The organism is Agromyces arachidis, from assembly GCF_052805135.1.
The window spans coordinates 35,992-53,711 of the sequence record NZ_JBRBDK010000006.1 but is presented as its reverse complement, the minus strand read 5'-3'; the positions used below and the strand labels follow the sequence as shown (position 1 = coordinate 53,711).

The window sequence follows — 17,720 nt, the reverse complement described above, 5'->3', positions numbered from 1 at the left end:
GCGAGACTGGAGCCCATGGTCGATGGGGCAGTGCGCAGCAGGCTCGACCCCGCCGCGCCGCAGTGGGATGTCGTCGTCGGGGCGCGCTTCATCGCCGCGCTCGCGGCGCCGGCACCGGAGCGCGTCACGAGCGCGCTCGCCGAGCTCTCCGCGGCCGAGGACGCCGAGGTCGAGGACCTCGTCGCGCGCATCCCGATGGGAGCGGGCGGCGTCGAGGACCTCGCCCTCGTCTGGTGGCCGCGCGGGGGCGATCCGCTGACCGCGCTCGTCCGCGGCCGCGCGGTCGTCGACCTCGCCTCTCCCGGGGGGTCGAGGCGTCTCGACTCGCGCGGGATCACGCCGTGGCACCTCGCCGAGTTCTCGGCTGTCACCCGGCTGCGCATGGCCGCCGCCGGGTCGCCGCTCGAGGCGGTCCGGCACGCGGCCCTGGACGGCGAGGCGGTCTCGGCCCGGCGTTCGGCCTTCCGGGCGGCGGCGGTCGAGTGGTCCTGGCGCGAGTTCCCGGGCACGTCCGATCCGTACGCGCTCGACGCCGACACCGTGCTCGCCCGTCGACCGCACCTGCCCGGCGGGGCCGACGACTCCGATACCGTCCGCTCCCTTCGGCACTCGCCGCCGACCGCCCCGATGCCGGTGCTCGACGACGCGGACACGGTGCGCTCGCTGCGCTCCGTGTCCGGGACCACCGTGCGGTCGTCCCCTCCGGACCTCGTCGTCGAGGACGACCTCGTCCCTGATCGCGGCGTCGGCGATCCGGACGACCCGGGAGACACCCTGGAACTCCCGATCCCCGCCACCGCCTTCCGGATCGCCGGCGCCGCGCCGCTTCCGATCGATCGTCCCGTCCTCATCGGGCGCAGCCCCCGGCCGCAGCGGATGCCGCGGGACGAGGTCGTGCTGGTCCGCGTCGACTCGCCCGCTGAGGTCGTCTCCGCCACGCACCTCGAGCTGCGGAGGGAGGGTTTCAGGATCGTGGCGACCGACCTCCGATCGACCAACGGGACCGTGGTCCGCTCCCCGGCCGGCGTGCGCCGGCTGCGTCCGGGGGAGTCCGTCGTGGTCGCGGCCGGCACCACGCTGCAGCTCGGAGGGGATACGATCGTCGAGATCCTCGCCGATACCGGCGGGACCGACGCATGACCTCCACCGGACAGGGGCGGACCAGGTGACGCAGATCGGCAACGCCAACGCGCGGCACCGGGTCGCGCTGCCGGACGGCACCGTGGTGACGCTGTCCTGGGCTGCGGCGACCGACACCGGACTCCGCCGCGCGGTCAACGAGGACAGCTTCGTGGCGCAGGCCCCGGTCTTCGCGGTCGCCGACGGCATGGGCGGCCACGCCGCAGGCGACTTCGCCAGCGCCGCCGTGGTGACCCGGTTGGCCGAGCACGGGGGCAAGCCCGCCGTGGGCACGAGCGACATCGACGCGTCGCTCCAGCTCGCGGTGCAGGACATGGGTCGCGGCACCGGCGTCACCGACGAGGGCAGCGGCACCACGGTCACCGGCGTCGCGCTCGGCGTCATCGGCGACCAGCCCGCCTGGATCGTCTTCAACATCGGCGATTCGCGCGTGTACCGGCTGGTGGGCGGCGTGCTCGAGCAGCTCACCGTCGATCACTCGATCGTCCAGGAGCTCGTCGACGCCGGCCAGATCTCGCGCGAGGAGGCGGACACGCACCCGCACTCCAACGTGATCACCCGCGCCGTCGGGTTCCACGAGGCGCCGGTCCCCGACTACCGGGCGATCGCGCTCGAGGAGGGGATGCGACTACTCGTCTGCTCCGACGGGCTGACGAAGGAGCTCACCTCCTACGGCATCCGCCATTTCCTCATCTCGGGCCGTCGCCCCGAGCAGGCCGTGCGCCAACTCGTCGAGGCCGCGGTCGGCAACGGCGGGCGCGACAACGTGACCGTCGTGGTCGTCGACGTCGTGCGCGTGGAACGACCCGCCCAGGACGCGTCCGACGCCTCCTGAACCGGGCGGCTCGAAGCCGTCCCCGGCGACCTACAATGGGGCGATGCGTCGGGCGGCGTGCGCCCACCCGGACCGCGCCGGTGCCCGAAACCGCTGGGAGGAACGTGACGAGGCGACTTCCGTCCACGCCGCCGAGCCTCCCCGGCTTCTCGTTCATCCGGGTGCTCGGAGCCGGCGGGTTCGCGGACGTCTTCCTCTACGAGCAGAACATGCCGCGTCGCCTCGTGGCCGTGAAGGTGCTGCTCGCCGAGGTCGTCAACGACGACGTCCGCCGCATGTTCCAGGCGGAGGCGAACCTGATGGCCCAGCTCTCGGGCCACCCGTCGATCCTGACGGTGTACCAGGCCAGCGTGGCCGCCGACGGGCGCCCCTACCTCGTGATGGAGTATTGTTCGGCGACGCTCGGCCAGCGCTACCGCGCCGTGCAGCTCCCGATCGCCGAGGTGCTCTCGATCGGCGTGCGCATCGCGAGCGCCATCGAGACGGCGCACCGGCAGGGCGTGCTCCACCGCGACATCAAGCCGTCGAACATCCTCACCACGGCGTACGGGCACCCCGTGCTGTCCGACTTCGGCATCGCCGCGACGCTCGGGCAGGCCGAGGCCAGCGACGCCGTCGGGCTCTCGATTCCGTGGTCCGCCCCCGAGGTGCTGCTCGACGAGGTCTCGGGGACGGTCGCGAGCGAGGTCTGGTCGCTCGGGGCGACCGTCTACTCGCTCCTCGCCGGGCGCAGTCCGTTCGAGGTGCCGGACGGCGACAACGGCACGATGGCGATCGTGACGCGCATCGAGCGCGCCAGGCTCCGGCCCACCGGACGCCCCGACGTGCCGCCGAGCCTCGAGGCGGTCCTCGCCCGCGCGATGTCCAAGCGACCGTCGGCGCGGCAGGCGAGCGCGCTGGAGCTCATCCGCGACCTGCAGGCCGTCGAGGAGGAACTCGCACTGCCGCAGACGCCGCTCGAGGTGGCGATGGACGACTGGGCGCTCGCCACGGCCGTCGACCTCGACGACCGGACGCGCATCGGGGCCGGTGCCTCGGTGGCGCAGGGCTCGTCGCGCACGCGGCGGCGTCGGCCCGCCCCCTCCGGGCGGATCGGGGCGTCGGCCGTCGACTCCCGTTCCCGCGGCGATGCGCACGGCGCGCGACTCGGCAGCGCGCCCCCCACGACCCGCCGGCTGCTCTGGGGGGTCGGGGTCGCGGCCGCCGTGCTCGTCGGGCTCCTCGTCGCCGGGCTGCTCACCATAGCCCGTGGAGCGACGACCATCCCGGTCGTGGTCGACGTGCGCGCGGAGGTGGCCGGGCCGAACGTCGTCTTCACGTGGGATGATCCGGGGCTGCGCCAGGGCGACGTCTACGTGGTGCGCATCGAGGGGAACGAGCGACCGCCCCAGAGGGAGACGTCGGCCGCGGTCGTGGCCGAGTCCGACGGACCCGTCTGCGCCTCCGTGACGGTGTCGCGCGACGGGCGTCCGGGGGCCCCGAGCGCCGAGCGCTGCGTCGAGGTGGACGTGCCGTGATCGATCTCCTCGAGCTCTGGCGGAACCGGCGCTCCGGCGTGATCACCGCCACGGCGGTCGCGGCGGTGGTGGCGGTGGTCGCGGGGGTCGCGGTCGCGTCGGGAGGCTACACCGCCCAGCGGGTCGACCTCGGCGACGCCGCCGTCTGGGTGTCCAACGAGGGCTACGAGTCCGTCGGTCGCGCGAACACCGCCGTGGGTGAACTGAACGCCGTCGTCGAAGCCGGGGGCACGCGCCCCGAGGTCGTCCAAGCCGGTTCCACGGTGCTGGTCCTCGACCGCGACCGCGCGAGCGTCGGCATCGTCGACCCGGCGACGGCCGCCGTGGTCGACACGGTCGCGGTGCCCCCGGCCGGCGCCGACCTCGCCATCGCCGGGGACCGCGTGGTGGTGACCGCGGACGGCGACCTCTGGGTGCAACCCATCGAGGAGTTCGGGCGTTTCGCGAGCGACTCCGAACCCGCGTTCGAGTTCGGCGCGGAGTCCGTCGTCTCGGTCGACGAGGCCGGCCGGGTGTTCGGCTTCACGCCGTCGACCGGCGAGGTGCGGCAGGTCTCGGCGACGGCACCCGAGGCGATCGCGGCCCGGTGGCAGCTCGACCCCGTCGACGACGCCGACGGCCTGCAGGTCACCTCGGTCGCGGGCCGCTGGGCGGTGCTCGACCCGGCATCGCAGCGCCTCCACCTGGAGGGCCGCACCGTCGACCTCTCCGGGCTCGTCTCACCGGCGGACGGTGCGGTCCTGCAGCGCCCGTCGAACGGAGGGGACGCGGTGCTCATCGCCACGCGCGAGCGACTCGTCGAGGTCGCGCTCGACGGCTCGGAGACCCGGGAACTCGTCGGGGGGCGCTCCGGCGCCGCCGCCCGGCCGATCGTGCACGGCGGGTGCGTCCACGCGGCCTGGGGCGACGGCAGCGCGTGGCGTGCGTGCGAGGGCGACGCCGAGGGCGAGCCCTTCGAGCTCGACCGGCGGATCCCCGGCAGCGGTCTCCGCTTCCTCGCGAACGGGGACGCGCTGGTGCTGAACGATCCGCAGAGCGGCGCGAGCTGGGCGGCGGCGCGCGGATACGAGCTCATCGACAACTGGGACGAGCTGCTCGCGGTCGAGCGCGACGAGCGCCGCATCGAGCAGAACGACCCCGACTCGCCGGTCACGACCGAGAAGAGCCAGGTCCCGCCCGTGGCCGTCGACGACGAGTTCGGCGCGCGACCCGGACGCGCCACCCTGCTGCCCGTACTGCTCAACGACTACGACGCCAACGGCGACGTCCTCGTGGTCTCCGCGACCTCCGGCGACCTCCCGGACGGCGCGCGCATCGACCTGGTCGCGAACCGCCAGCAGCTCCAGCTCACGCTCGACGACCGTGCGGAGGGCTCCTTCGCCATCCGCTACGACATCGACGACGGACGAGGGGGCCTCGCGCAGGCCGAGGTGCGCATCACGGTGCGGCCGCCGGACGAGAACTCGGCGCCCGTGCAGGTCCGCCAGGCGCGCGCGGTGGTCGAGGCGAGCGGCCGGGTGACCACCGCCGTGCTGGGCGAGTGGGTCGACCCCGACGGCGACCCCGTCTTCCTCCGCGCGGCGACCACGGCCGACCCGGACGACGTGACGTCGACGGCCGAGGGCGTCGTCGTGTTCGACGAGCGCGGCGGCGAGGGGCGCGAGCGACGGATCTCGCTGCTGGTGTCCGACGGGCGCGACGACGGCACCGGGACGTTGATCGTGGGGGTGCGTGCTCCCGGAGAGGCCCCCCTGGTCGCGGAGTCCTTCGTCGCGCTCGCGACGCAGGACGAGGAGATCCGGCTCGAGCCGCTCCGGCACGTGCGCGGCGGCTCGGGCGAGATCCGTCTCTCGGCGGTGCCCGCGAAGCCCGAGGCCGTCCTCGCCCCCGACTTCGACAAGGGCACCTTCCGGTTCTCCAGCTCGGCCGTGCGCACGCACTTCCTCGAGTACGCGGTCACCGACGGCGGCCAGACCGCCACCGGGACGATCCGGGTCGAGGTGGCCGCTCCGCCCGAGCGCGACACGACGCCGATCACCGTGCCCCACACGGCCTTCCTCCGCCTCGACCAGCCCGTGGAGGTCGACGTCCTCGCCGGCGACATCGATCCGACCGGCGGGCTGCTCGTCATCACCGGGCCGGGCGGCGAGCCCGACGACGCCGGCGTCCGGGTCGAGGTGATCGAGCACCGGATGCTCCGCGTGAGCCTGATCCGCCCGCTCGAGCAGGGATCGGCGAGCTTCGGCTATCGCGTGAGCAACGGCCTCGCCGATGCCGAGGGCACGGTCACGGTCGTCCAGGTGCCCCCGCCCCCGGCCCCGCAGCCGCCGGTGGCGGCACCCGACACCGCCTCCGCGCGCACGGGCGACGTGATCGACATCCCCGTGCTCGACAACGACGAGCACCCCGACGGCGACCCCCTCGCCCTCGACCCGCAGCTCGTCTCCGCGCCGGAGCAGGGCCTCCTGTTCGCGTCGGGGAACCGGCTGCGGTACCACGCCCCTCCGGAGCCGGGCGTGTTCGAGGCGTCGTACCGGGTGGTCGGGCCCGACGGCCAGAACGCGACGGCGTCGGTGACGATCACGGTGCGCGAGGCCGACGTGGACACGAACGCGCCGCCGGTCCCCGCCGCCGCGACGGCCCGCGTGCTCGCCGGCGACACGGTGCGGATCCGGATCCCCCTCGGCGGCGTGGACCCGGACGGCGACTCCGTGCAGCTGCTCGGCCAGGAGTCGAACCCCGAGCGCGGCGCGGTCGTGGATCGCGGCGCCGACTGGCTCGAGTACCAGGCCGGCGAGTACTCCGCGGGGACGGACACGTTCGAGTACTCGGTGGTCGATGCGCTCGGTGCGCGCGCCACGGGAACCGTGCGGGTCGGCGTCGCACCGGGTCTCGACGAGGCGCGTGCGCCGGTCGCGGTCGACGACCGCATCACCGTCCGGCCGGGCCGGTCCCTCGCCGTCCGCGTGCTCGCGAACGACTCCGACCCGGATGGCGAGCAGCTGTCCATCGCGTCGATCGAGCCGAACACCGGGACGGCGACGGCGGAGGTGGACGGCGACGTCGTCCGCGTCGTGGTCCCGCCGGGCGAGGCCGACCACAGCTTCGTGTACACCGTCGAGAACGAGCGGCTCGGGGCGACCTCCGCCTTCCTCCGGGTCGACGCGCGCGACGACGCTCCGCTGATCCGCCCGGAGGCCTCGGACGTCCTGCTGAGCCTGAGCGACATCCTCGAGGAGGACCTCGTCGAGGTCGACGTGCTCGACGAGGCGTTCGTCGCCGACGCCGACGTCCGGGACGCGCCCGTCTCGCTGGTCGAAGGGTACGAGGAGGGCGCGCGCGTGACCGCCGACGGCGTCGTCGAGGTCGAGGTGCGCGACGAGCAGCGGATCGTGCCGTACGCGATCGGCCATCCCGACGACCCCGGCCTCACGTCGCTCGCGTTCATCTGGGTGCCCGGACGCGACGATGCGCTCCCGCAGCTGCGCCGCGATGCGCCGCAGGTCCGCGTGACGACGGGCGAGGAGGTCGAGATCGAGCTCGACGACCACGTCGTCGCGGCATCCGGTCGACCCGTCAGGGTGACGGATGCCGCGGCCGTGCGCGCCTCCCACGCCGACGGCAGCGAGCTGGTGGTCGACGACGACACGCTCCGGTTCCGCAGCGAGACGGGCTACTTCGGACCGGCCTCGATCTCGTTCACGGTGACCGACGGCGATTCGGCCGACGATCCGGAAGGACGCACCGGGACGATCGTCATCCCGATCGACGTCCGCCCCACCGAGGGACAGCCGCCGACGTTCACGGGCGGCGTGATCGAGTTCGAGCCCGGGCAATCGCGCGAGATCGCCCTGGAGCGGCTCACGAGCCGCCCCGACGAGGAGCGGCGCGCCGACCTCGCCTTCACGTTGGCGGGGGAGCCGCCGCCCGGCTTCGACGTCGCCCTCGACGACGACGTCATGCGGATCCGCGCCGCGGAGTCGACCCCGCACGGCACGAAGGAGGCGATCACCGTCGGCGTGGCCGACGGCGACGTGGCGGGCACGCCGGGGCGGATCGAGCTCCGCGTCGTCCCGTCGACCAGACCGCTCGCGCAACCGGCGGACGACGAGGCGATCGCGCCGCGCGGCCGGACGACGACGGTCGACGTGCTGGCCAACGACGCGGCGGGCAACCCGTTCCCCGACACGCCGCTGCGCGTGGTCGCCGTCCGCGGACTGGACTCGGGACTGCCCGCCGGCGTGACCATCACGCCGGACGCCGACCGCGCGCGCCTGTCCGTCACCGTCGCCGAAGGTGCGGCGCCCGTCAACGCCGACGTCCAGTACCAGGTGGCCGACGCCACCGGGGACCGGAGCCGCTACGCGTGGGGTACGGTGCGGATCTCCATCCAGGACCGCCCGGACCCGGTGACGGACGCGAGGCTGACGGGCTTCGGGGACCGGGTCCTCGATGTCGCCTTCGGCGCAGGGGCGTTCAACAACTCGCCCATCGAGGGCTACCGCATCTCGCTCGTCGACGCCGGCGGATCGGAGGTGGGCGCCACGGAGTGCGCGGCGACGACCTGCAGCGTGCCCACGCCGGCCAACGGCCCCTCCGCGGCCGTGCGGGTGCGCATCCAGGCGCGCAACGGCATCGGACTCTCCGACCCGGTCGAACTGCCGACGCCGGTGTGGTCGGACGTGATCCCCGCGCCGCCGAGCGGGCTTCGCGCGCTGCCGCTCGACGGCCGCCTCCGCATCGAATGGGTCCCTGTCCCGACGGGGTCGGGCAGCCCGGTCGACACCTACGTCGTCACGGTCGCCGGCTCGCCGGTCGAGGTCTCGGCCGAGCGGGTCTGCACCGCGACCGTGTGCGCGACCGAATCGCAGCGCCTGGCGAACGGGAGCAGTGTGGCGGTGACCGTGAGCGCGCGGAACGGCGCGCTCCCGGCGATGGCCGCGTGGACCGAGGCGACGACGTCGGGCACGCCGTTCGGTGCGCCCGTCCCGGGCGACATCGCGGTCGACGCCGACCCTGCTGCCGGGTCGGTGGTCGTGTCGTGGAGTCCGTTCACGGGCAACGGCGACGCGATCGCGGGGTACTTCGTGCAGCGGCTGCTCGAGGGGGAGTCGGCGGTGCCGACCGGCGCGCAGGCGTGCCGGGTGACCACTCCCGCGCCGGGCACGGTGGTGGCGCCGTCCGTCGGGGGGACCGTCGCCGAGACGGTGAAGGTCGGGCCGGACGTCGCGAGCGTGTCCTTCACGGGAACCTCCACCGAGTCCGCCCGGTACTCGTTCGTCGTCTGGGGCTACAACCGCGCCGGGTGCGCGAGCACCGCGGTCGCGAGCACCGTGGTGCGACCGGCCCCCGGGGGCGTCGGCTCCGTCGACAGCACCATGGACTGGCTCAACGATGAGACCTGGGACCGCTACGTCGCCGGAGTGGACGCGGGCACGCGCCGCCTCCAGATCATCGCGGTCGACGCCAACGGCGCACGGGTGGGTTCACCGCGCGACTTCACCGGGTCCGGATGGCTCCGGGCCCTGCTGAACCGACCGTTCGGCGAGACGGCCCGGTTCCAGGTCCGCGCCTGCTCGGTGTGGGGATCGTGCGGGCCGTGGTCCGAGACGCAGCCCGCCGGCGAGTCGCCGTCGCTCACCTTCGCCATGTCCGGAAGGACCTACGACCCGGCCACCTCGACCTGGTCGTGGGCCGCCGGCCCCGAGAACGGCGGCCTGCCGCCCGCGTACCGATGCGGGGTCGAAGGCGACGAGGTCGGCCGCGTGGCGCAGTCGGCGACCTCGTGCCAGGTCGTCGACGCCGAGCCCGGCGACCTCGTCTGGTTGGATGTTGAGGTCGCGGGCGTGACCGCGAGATTCGAGACCCGTTGAGCGCCCAGGGAGCACCCATGACCATGACCCCCGACGACGCGACCCGATTCGCCGCCGACCTCGACCGGCTGGTCGGTGCGGTCGAGGAGGTCCTCCTCGGCAAGAACCGCGTCATCCGCCTGGCCTTCACCGCGCTGCTCAGCGAGGGTCACCTCCTCCTCGAGGACGTGCCGGGGACGGGGAAGACCTCGCTCGCCCGCGCGATGGCCCAGTCCGTGGACGGGACGAGCAACCGAGTCCAGTTCACCCCCGACCTCCTCCCCGGCGACATCACCGGCGTCTCGGTCTACGACCAGCGCACCGGCGCCTTCGAGTTCCACCCCGGGCCGGTCTTCGCGAACATCGTCCTCGCCGACGAGATCAACCGCGCGAGCCCCAAGACGCAGTCGGCGCTGCTCGAGGTCATGGAGGAGGGGCAGGTGACCGTCGACGGCAGGACGCATCCGGCCGGGCGGCCGTTCATGGTCATCGCCACCCAGAACCCGGTCGAGCAGGCGGGCACCTACCGGCTCCCGGAGGCCCAGCTCGACCGGTTCCTGATGCGCACCTCGGTCGGCTACCCGGATCACGCCTCCACGATCCGGATCCTCGAGGGGACCGACCAGCGTGCGCACGACCAGCGCGTCGAGCCCCGCATCGGCGCGCACGACGTGGTCCGCATGGCGGCGCTGGCCCGCAGCGTCTACGTCGATCCCACGATCCACGACTACGTCTCCCGGCTCGTCGACGCGACCCGCACCGCGACCGAGGTGCGGCTCGGGGTGAGCGTGCGCGGGGCGCTGGCGCTCGTCCGCGCCGCCAAGACGCACGCCGCCGGCCGCGGCCGCCACTACGTCGTGCCCGACGACGTCAAGGCGCTGGCCGAGCCCGTGCTGGCCCACCGGCTGATCCTCGACCCCGAGGCGGAGTTCGACGGCGTGACCGCCTCGAACGTGATCGCCCAGGTGCTGATCGAGACGCCGCCGCCGTCCGCGAGGCAGGCCGGGTGACGTTCCAGACGCGCTCGAGCATTCCGGAGGAGGCCGCGAAGGAGGGCCTGCTCGCGGTGGTCATCGGCCGCGGGGTCGCGCGGGCCCGCTCGATCGCCTCCGTCCTCGCCCGTCGGGCGGCCGCCGCGCGCGGCGTGGTCACGCCGCTCGGGTGGGGCGTCCTGACCGCGGCGGCCGTCTCCCTCGTCGCGGGGTACGGATGGGGATGGGGCGAGCTCGTCGTCGTCGGCTGGGGGCTGCTCCTGCTCGTCGCCTTCGCCTCGGCCCACCTCGCCGGGCGCGGTGCCGGACGGGTCGAGCTGACGCTGCCCGTCGACCGCGTCCCGGTCGGGGAGGCGGCCGAGGCGCGACTCGTGGTGCGCAATCCCGGACGGCGACGCTTCGCCGCCGCGCGCCTCGAGCTGCCCGTGGGCGATCGCGTCGCGTCGCGGGTCCTGCCCGCGCTCGCGCACGACGCGGTGTTCGACGAGCGGATCGCGATCCCGACCCGTCGTCGCGGGGTGATCGAGGTCGGCCCCGTCCGCACCGTCCGAGCGGACCCGATCGGGCTCATGCGGCGCGAGATCGAGTGGTCCGGGGTGCGACTGCTGCACGTGCATCCCCGCACCATCGCGGTGTCCCCGCTGAGCACGGGCTACCTGCGGGACCTGGAGGGCACGCCGACACGCGACCTGACGGCCAGCGACATCGCGTTCCACGCCCTGCGCGAGTACCAGCCCGGCGACGATCGCCGCTTCATCCACTGGCGGAGCTCGGCCAAGACCGGCACCTTCATGGTGCGGCAGTTCGAGGAGACGCGCCGCAGCCGCATGATGGTCCTGCTCGACCTGTCGGCCGACGCCTACGACGACCCGGAGGACTTCGAGCTGGCCGTCAGCGCGGCGGCCTCGCTCGGCGCGCGCGCCATCCGCGACGCACGCAGCATCAGCTTCATCGTCTCGGGCCGTGCCCGGTCCGACGGCGTGCAGGCCGGGACGCGGTCCGGTGCCGGGATGCGCGAACTGCCGACCGCTTCACGTGATCGCCTGCTCGACGCCCTGTGCCTGGTCGAAGCCGACCCGCGTGCGACCGCGCTCGCCGACACCGTCCGTGCCGCGGCGGAATCGGTGACGGGGGTCTCGCTCGTCTTCGTCGTCACCGGTGCGGCGCGCGCCGCCGCGGAGCTCGGGCACGCCGCCTCCCGCCTGCCGACCGGGGTCGAGGGCGTGGTGGTCCGATGCGCGGCCGAGGGCGAGGCCAGCGCCCGGAGCATCGGCGCGCTCTCGGTCTTCGGTGTCGGCTACCTCGAGGACCTCCGCTCGATGGTCGCGCGATCGGCCTCCGTGGCATGAACGCGAGGTCCATCGGTCCGGAGCGCCGTGCGGGCGGCGCCCCCGCTCCGGCAGGCGGACGCATCCGATCCCGCCCGCTCCCGGCCGGATGGCTGCTCGGCGTCGCCATGGTCGGCGCCATGACCGCCGCGGCGATGGTGCCGTGGTGGCCCGTGTACGAGAGCGTCGCCTTCCTCGTCGCCGCCGCGGTCGCGATCGTCGCGGGCGCCGCGGTGGCCCTGGTCGGCGCCGTGCGATCCTGGCCGTCGTGGGCGGTGGTCGCCGCAGTCGCCGGGGCGTACCTGGTGCTCGGCGTGCCGGCAGCGGTGCCCGGCCGGACCTTCGCGAACGTGCTCCCGACCGCCGAGGGCCTCGTCGAGCTGGTCGCCGGGACCGCGCTGTCGTGGAAGCAGCTGGTCACCATCGCCGTCCCGGTGGGCAGCTACCAGGCGCTGCTCGTGCCCCCGTTCCTGCTCGGGCTGGTCGCCTCCGCGGCGTCGGTGACGATCGCCCTGCGCACCGCGCGGCCGGCTGCGGCGGCGCTGCCGCCCGCCCTCCTGCTCGTCGCCGGCATCGCCCTCGGCGTGGTGCACGACGAGCTCGCCGTGCAGTCCGGACTCGCGTTCCTCGTGACGAGCATCGCCTGGCTCGTCCGGGTCGGGATCGCCGGGCGACGGACGGTGGAGTCCGAGCGCTCCGCGGACGCGTCGCTCGCCGACGTCCGCCGCGTCGTCGGCGCCTCCGGGCTCGTCGCCCTCGCCCTCGTCGGCGCCACCGCGGCCTCCTTCGTCGTCCCGCCCGGCCCGCGCGAGGTCGTGCGGTCGCAGCTGCAGCCGCCGTTCGAGCCGAACGACTTCGACAGCCCCCTGGCAGCGTTCCGACGCACGTTCGACCCGGGGGCGGCATCCGATCGCATGCTCTCGGTCCGCGGCCTGCCCGACGGGGTGGGCCTGCGCATCGCGACGCTCGACACCTACGACGGGGTGGTGTACTCGGTCGGCGGTGCCGATCGGTCGGCGGAGTCCGGCCAGTTCACCAGGCTGCCGTACCGCCTCGACCAGTCCGGCACCCCGGGCGAGGGCATCGAGCTCGAGGTCCAGGTGCTGGCCTACGACGACGTCTGGGTCCCCGGTGCGGGCCGCCTCGAGCGCATCGAGTTCGGTCCCCGCGGGACCGCGCGGGCCGAGGCGCTCGCGGAGGAGTTCCACTACAACGACGTCACCGGCGCTGGCGGCGTCCGTTCGGGCCTGCGGGAGGGGGACACGTACCGGGCGTGGTCCGTGGCCTCCGTCGGGGAGGTGGACCTCGCGGCCCTCGAGCCGGGCGCAGCCGTGCTTCCCGAGGGGCCGGAGGCGCCCGACGAACTGCTCCTCCTGCTCGACACCTGGGCGCCCGCCTCCGATCCGCCGGGGCAGCGACTCGCCCGCGTGGTGGAGGCCTTCCACACCCAGGGGTACGTGAGCCACGGCATCGGCGAGGAGGAGCCGAGCCGATCCGGCCACTCGCTCGACCGGATCGCCGAGTTCGCCAGCGTGAAGCCGATGCTCGGCGATGGCGAGCAGTACTCGGTGGCGGCCGCCCTGATGGCGCGGGCCATCGGCTTCCCCGCACGGGTCGTCGTCGGGTACCTCCCGGCCGAGGGCGATCGACGCGACGCCTCGGGCGACCGCGTGTTCCGTGGAGCCGACCTGCAGGCGTGGATCGAGGTGCAGGCCGCCGACGGGCGGTGGATCCAGGTGGACCCGAACCCGGAGCCGCGCGAGATCCCCGAGCGACTGCCCGACGAGCCGACCGTCGTGTCGCGTCCGCAATCCGCGCTTCCCCCGCCCGAGGACCGCACGCCGATCGAGGAGCTCGCCGTCGAACCCGATTCCGGTGCCGACGACCGCGCGGACGACGACGCGCGGTGGCTCGACGCGCTGCTCGCCGCCGCTCGCGTGGTCGGCATCGCGCTCGCGGTGCTGCTCCTGCTCGCCAGCCCCTTCCTCGCCGTCGTGCTGGCCAAGTCGCGGCGTCGTCGGCTCCGACGGCGGGCCCCGACGCCGGTCGAGCGCATCGAAGGCGGATGGCAGGAGTTCACCGACACGGCCGCCGACTACGGGTATCCGATCCAGCCGGCCGCCACTCGTGCCGAGCAGGCCTCGTCCGTCGGCGGCATGGGCCCGCTCGTGCTGGCCGCGGTGGTGGACCGGGCGGTCTACGCCCCGGGAGGACCGTCGGAGGGCGACGACGACCGCGTCTGGGAGGCGGTCGAGGAGCTGCAGCAGCGGCTCGCCGCACCCCGTCCGATGCGCGAGCGGCTGAGGGCCGCGGTCTCGCTCGCGTCCTTCGGGCGCTACGCTGGCAGCCGGAAGGGAGACGGCTCGTGAACTGCGCCATCTGCGGTGCCGACCTCCCCGAGGGGGCGATGTTCTGCGGCGAATGCGGCAGCTCGACCTCGGCGACGCCGGAATCGCGTCGACCCGTCGACCCGCGACCCGGCGACACGTACGTGCTGCACCGATCCGAGAGCGGCGTGATCAGCGTCCCCGTTCCGCCGGCCCCGGACACCGCAGCGCCCGTCGAGTCCCCGGCCCCGGCGGCCGCTCCCGAGCCCGCCGCTGCGTCGTGGCCCGCCGAACCGCGTCCCGCCGGCGAGCACGGTGAGGGCGCGACGCCGTCGGCGAGCTGGGAGTTCCGCTTCACCACGGGCGAGGTCGTGACCGTCGGCGGCAGCGGACTCGTCGGCCGTCGGCCGATGCCCCAGCCCGGGGAGCGGTTCGCGCACCTCGTGCAGATCGTCGACCGGGGGCTCTCGGTCTCGAAGACGCATCTCGAGTTCGGCGAGCACGAGGGCCGACTGTGGGTCGCGGACCGGTTCTCCTCGAACGGGACGGTGGTCCGCCGGCCGGGGGAGGCCGGCGTCCGATGCGAACCCGGTCGTCGCGTGCTCGTGCCGCGGGGGAGCCAGGTCGAGATCGGCGAGCAGGCCTTCACGGTCGACTGACCGGTCCTCCCCACCGCCCCGAGGTCACGGAGACGGGCCACCGGTGGCGACGGCAGGGGTTCGCCGTGCCGGCGGCGTGATGGGCTCGTCGCGTGCACCCCTCGAGTCCTCGGCCGAGCGTCGGCGTGATCCCGCTGACGCTGCCGCCGCCTGCGCCGGAGCCCCGGCGTGCCGGGTTCCCGTGGATCGCGTCCGCAGCGCCCGTCGCCGGTGCGCTCGTGGTGTGGGCGGTGACCGGCTCCCTGCTGGCGATCGCGTTCGCCGTGCTCGGCCCGCTCGTCGCGGTCGCCTCGATGCTCGACTCCCGGCGACAGTCGGCTCGCGAGCGGCGCCGGAGTGCGGCGCGACGCGAGGACGCACTGCGACGGCTCGAATCGGAGGTCGCCGAACGCCACGCGGCGGAGCGCGACCGGGCGTGGCTCGATGCGCCCGGCGCGCGGGGGGTCGTGCGGCAGGAGGCGCCGGGCTGGCTGGCCCGCGAACCGGGCGAGGTCGTCGTCGGGGTCGCCGTCGTGCCGAGCACGGTGCGGATCGACGGCGTCCCCTCCGACGACGCCGACGCCGGGCTGCTGCGCCGGGCCGCGCGGCTCACCGGCGCGCCGTTCACCGTCCCCGTGGCCGGCGGGATCGGATTCGTCGGGCCTCGTCCGCTCGCACTGGCCGCGGCCCGGGCGGCCGTCCTGCAGTGCGCGCACCTCGTCCCGCCGGACGCGCTCTCGATCGAGGGCCCGCCCACGCCGGAATGGGCGTGGCTGGAGTCACTGCCCCACGCCGCGCCGCGCGCACCGGCGGTCCTGACGGTCGTCGACTCGGGCGCGCCGGGCGGGCGTCCCGGTCGCGGTGATCGCGCGCACGTCATCGCACTCGGCGAGGCGGTCGCCGACCTCCCGCCCGGGCTGGCGACGCTCGTGCGACTGCGCCACCGGGGGAGTGCCGTGGTCGGCGGCGACTCGCCGACGACCGTCGTCCCCGAACTCAGCGGCGCCGCCGAGGCGGCGGCCTGGGCGCGACGGACCGCCGTCGCCGCGAGCCGCGCGGGCCTGGCCGCGGGGTCGGCGCTGCCGCAGCGCGTCGCGCTCTCCGACGTCCCCGCACCGCAGGACCATCGGTCGGGGCGCGCGGGACTGCGGGTCGCGGTGGGCGCCGCGGACGACGGCCCGCTCGAGCTGGATCTCGTGACGGGCCCGCACGCGCTCGTCGCGGGCACCTCGGGCAGCGGCAAGAGCGAGTTCCTCACGGCTTGGATCACCGCGCTCGCCGTCGCTCATCCGCCCGACCTGGTCGCGTTCCTCCTGGTCGACTTCAAGGGCGGAGCGGCCTTCGAGCCGGTACGCCGCCTCCCGCATGTCACCGGCGTGGTCACCGACCTGGCCGAGGCCGAGGCCGGGCGGGCGGTCCTGAGCATCCGGGCGGAGCTCCGGTACCGGGAGCGCGTCATCGCCGACGCCGGCGTGCGCGACCTCGCAGGCCTGCCCGCCGAGGTGGTGCTGCCGCGGCTCGTGGTCGTCGTCGACGAGTTCCAGGCGATGGTCGAGCGGTTCCCCGAGCTCGGCGCGGTCATCGCCGACGTCGCGGCCCGCGGTCGTTCCCTCGGCGTGCACCTGGTGCTCGCGTCGCAGCGCCCGAACGGCGTGGTCCGCGAGAGTGTGACGGCCAATTGCGGCATCCGCGTCTCGCTCCGCGTGCTCGATCGCGCCGACAGCCTGGCGGTCGTCGGCAGTGCGGACGCCGCCGAGCTCGATGCCGCGATTCCGGGCCGGGCGGTCGCCGATCGCGGTGATGGGCGCGTCGTCCGCTTCCAATCCGCCATGGCCGACGAGACGGCGATCGGCCGGGCCCTCGAGCGGCATCGGGGAGTCCCGGTCCCGCGGCGCACCTGGCTGGATCCGCTGCCATCGTCGATCGAGCTCGGAACGATCGCCGATGTGCTCGGCGGCGACCCCGGCCCGACCGGCCTGCTGCTCGGGGTCGCGGACGACCCGGAACGGCAGCGACGGGTCGCCGCCAGGTGGGAGCCCGCCGTCGACGGCCCGCTCGTGGCGGTCGGGATGGCGGGCTCGGGCCGCACGGCGCTCCTCGACGCGGTCGCGGCGCAGGTGGCCGCCACCGAGGGTCCGGACGCCGTGCTGCGGATGGAGGGACCCGCGAGCCGGGCGTGGGATGCGCTCACGCAGCTGGCGGACGCGATCACCTCGGGCCGCGGAGACCTGCCGAGGCTGCTCGTCGTCGACGATGTCGACACGAGGCTCGCGACCTGGCCCGAGGACGCCAGGCTCCACGCGATGGACCGGCTCGCGACCGTGCTCCAGGGTGCCCGTGCCCGTGGCCTCGCGGTCATCGCGTCCGCCACGAGGACGATGGGGCTCCCAGCCGGCGTCCGCGACGGCCTGACGGCGGTGGTGCTCCTGCGCCACCCGTCGCGGGCCGACCTGGTGCAGGCGGGCGGCGACGGGCGGTTGTGGGACGCCGAGTCGCGCTCGGGGTCCGGACAGTGGCGCGGCCTGCGGGCGCAGTTCCTCGCGGCCCCCCGGCCGAGCCCCGTCCTGATCCCGCCGCCGCCGCGATTCACGCCGTCGACGCGTTCGCCGACCGCGATCTGCAGCTCGGCGCCGCGCACCGACGCCGCCGCCGTGCGACGTGCCGTGCCGGATGCCGAGGTCGTCGTGCTCGGCGAGGCGGATTCGGCGGCCCGGGCTGCGGCGATGCTGGGCGAGGCTCCGTCCGACGGCGTCCGTGTCGTCATCGGCGATGCCGATGCCTGGGCGGCGAACTGGTCGCTCGCCTCGGAGGCGCGGAGCCGCGCGGTCGTCGTGGTGCACGGCGGCGTCAGGGAGTACCGTGCGCTCGTGCGCGGCGGTGGACCGCCCCCGCTGCTCGACGACGCTGCCGGGCAGTGCTGGGAGGTGCCGGCGGAAGGACTGCCGGATCGGCGGGTCTGGGTGGCCGCGGACAACGGAATCCGAGCGTCTTCGGCATCGAAGAGCACTGATTCCGTTCGTTCCGACGCGAGAAATTAACGATTCGGTCATCATCTCGTGATTTCCGCCACGCAGTGTGTCATCATCTTCGC

The 17,720-nt window shown here is 74.7% G+C and carries 9 protein-coding genes; all 9 read left to right on the top strand.

Annotated features, from left to right (window positions below):
• Nucleotides 1-15 precede the first annotated feature (15 nt).
• The 9 genes from ACUY4T_RS09720 to ACUY4T_RS09680 all read left to right on the top strand — a co-directional run bounded on the left by ACUY4T_RS09720 (nt 16) and on the right by ACUY4T_RS09680 (nt 17,667).
• Nucleotides 16-1,140: an FHA domain-containing protein gene (locus tag ACUY4T_RS09720; RefSeq protein WP_446018732.1), complete on the top strand. Its 1,125-nt coding sequence runs from the start codon at nt 16-18 to the stop codon at nt 1,138-1,140.
• A gap of 25 nt (nt 1,141-1,165) precedes the next feature.
• Complete coding sequence (locus ACUY4T_RS09715) at nt 1,166-1,975, top strand: PP2C family protein-serine/threonine phosphatase (protein WP_446018731.1); 810 nt, start codon at nt 1,166-1,168, stop codon at nt 1,973-1,975.
• 104 nt (nt 1,976-2,079) lie between these two features.
• Nucleotides 2,080-3,492 carry a serine/threonine-protein kinase gene (locus ACUY4T_RS09710; RefSeq protein ID WP_446018730.1) on the top strand — a complete coding sequence of 471 codons (1,413 nt, stop codon included), beginning with the start codon at nt 2,080-2,082 and terminating at the stop codon, nt 3,490-3,492.
• Nucleotides 3,489-9,365: an Ig-like domain-containing protein gene (locus ACUY4T_RS09705; protein ID WP_446018729.1), complete on the top strand. Its 5,877-nt coding sequence runs from the start codon at nt 3,489-3,491 to the stop codon at nt 9,363-9,365. Before ACUY4T_RS09710 ends, ACUY4T_RS09705 begins: the two co-directional genes overlap by 4 nt.
• 17 nt (nt 9,366-9,382) lie before the next feature.
• The gene (locus tag ACUY4T_RS09700; RefSeq protein ID WP_446018728.1) at nt 9,383-10,354 is read left to right on the top strand and encodes an AAA family ATPase; all 972 of its coding nucleotides are present in this window, start codon (nt 9,383-9,385) and stop codon (nt 10,352-10,354) included.
• Nucleotides 10,351-11,685, top strand: coding sequence for a DUF58 domain-containing protein (locus ACUY4T_RS09695; RefSeq protein WP_446018727.1), 1,335 nt, complete (start codon nt 10,351-10,353; stop codon nt 11,683-11,685). Before ACUY4T_RS09700 ends, ACUY4T_RS09695 begins: the two co-directional genes overlap by 4 nt.
• On the top strand, nt 11,682-14,033 hold the full coding sequence (locus tag ACUY4T_RS09690; RefSeq protein WP_446018726.1) for a transglutaminaseTgpA domain-containing protein: 2,352 nt from the start codon (nt 11,682-11,684) through the stop codon (nt 14,031-14,033). The genes ACUY4T_RS09695 and ACUY4T_RS09690 overlap by 4 nt, the downstream gene beginning before the upstream one ends.
• A complete protein-coding gene (locus ACUY4T_RS09685; protein WP_446018725.1) occupies nt 14,030-14,650 on the top strand; it encodes an FHA domain-containing protein in 621 nt (206 codons plus the stop codon). Before ACUY4T_RS09690 ends, ACUY4T_RS09685 begins: the two co-directional genes overlap by 4 nt.
• A 92-nt stretch (nt 14,651-14,742) precedes the next feature.
• A complete protein-coding gene (locus ACUY4T_RS09680) occupies nt 14,743-17,667 on the top strand; it encodes an FtsK/SpoIIIE domain-containing protein (RefSeq protein WP_446018724.1) in 2,925 nt (974 codons plus the stop codon).
• Nucleotides 17,668-17,720: the final 53 nt, after the last annotated feature.

Bases quoted from the DNA above. Each gene is read 5' to 3' on its own strand.
- ACUY4T_RS09720 (WP_446018732.1), top strand. From the start codon at position 16: ATGGTCGATGGGGCAGTGCGCAGCAGGCTCGACCCCGCCGCGCCGCAG.
- ACUY4T_RS09690 (WP_446018726.1), top strand. From the start codon at position 11,682: ATGAACGCGAGGTCCATCGGTCCGGAGCGCCGTGCGGGCGGCGCCCCC.
- ACUY4T_RS09700 (WP_446018728.1), top strand. From the start codon at position 9,383: ATGACCATGACCCCCGACGACGCGACCCGATTCGCCGCCGACCTCGAC.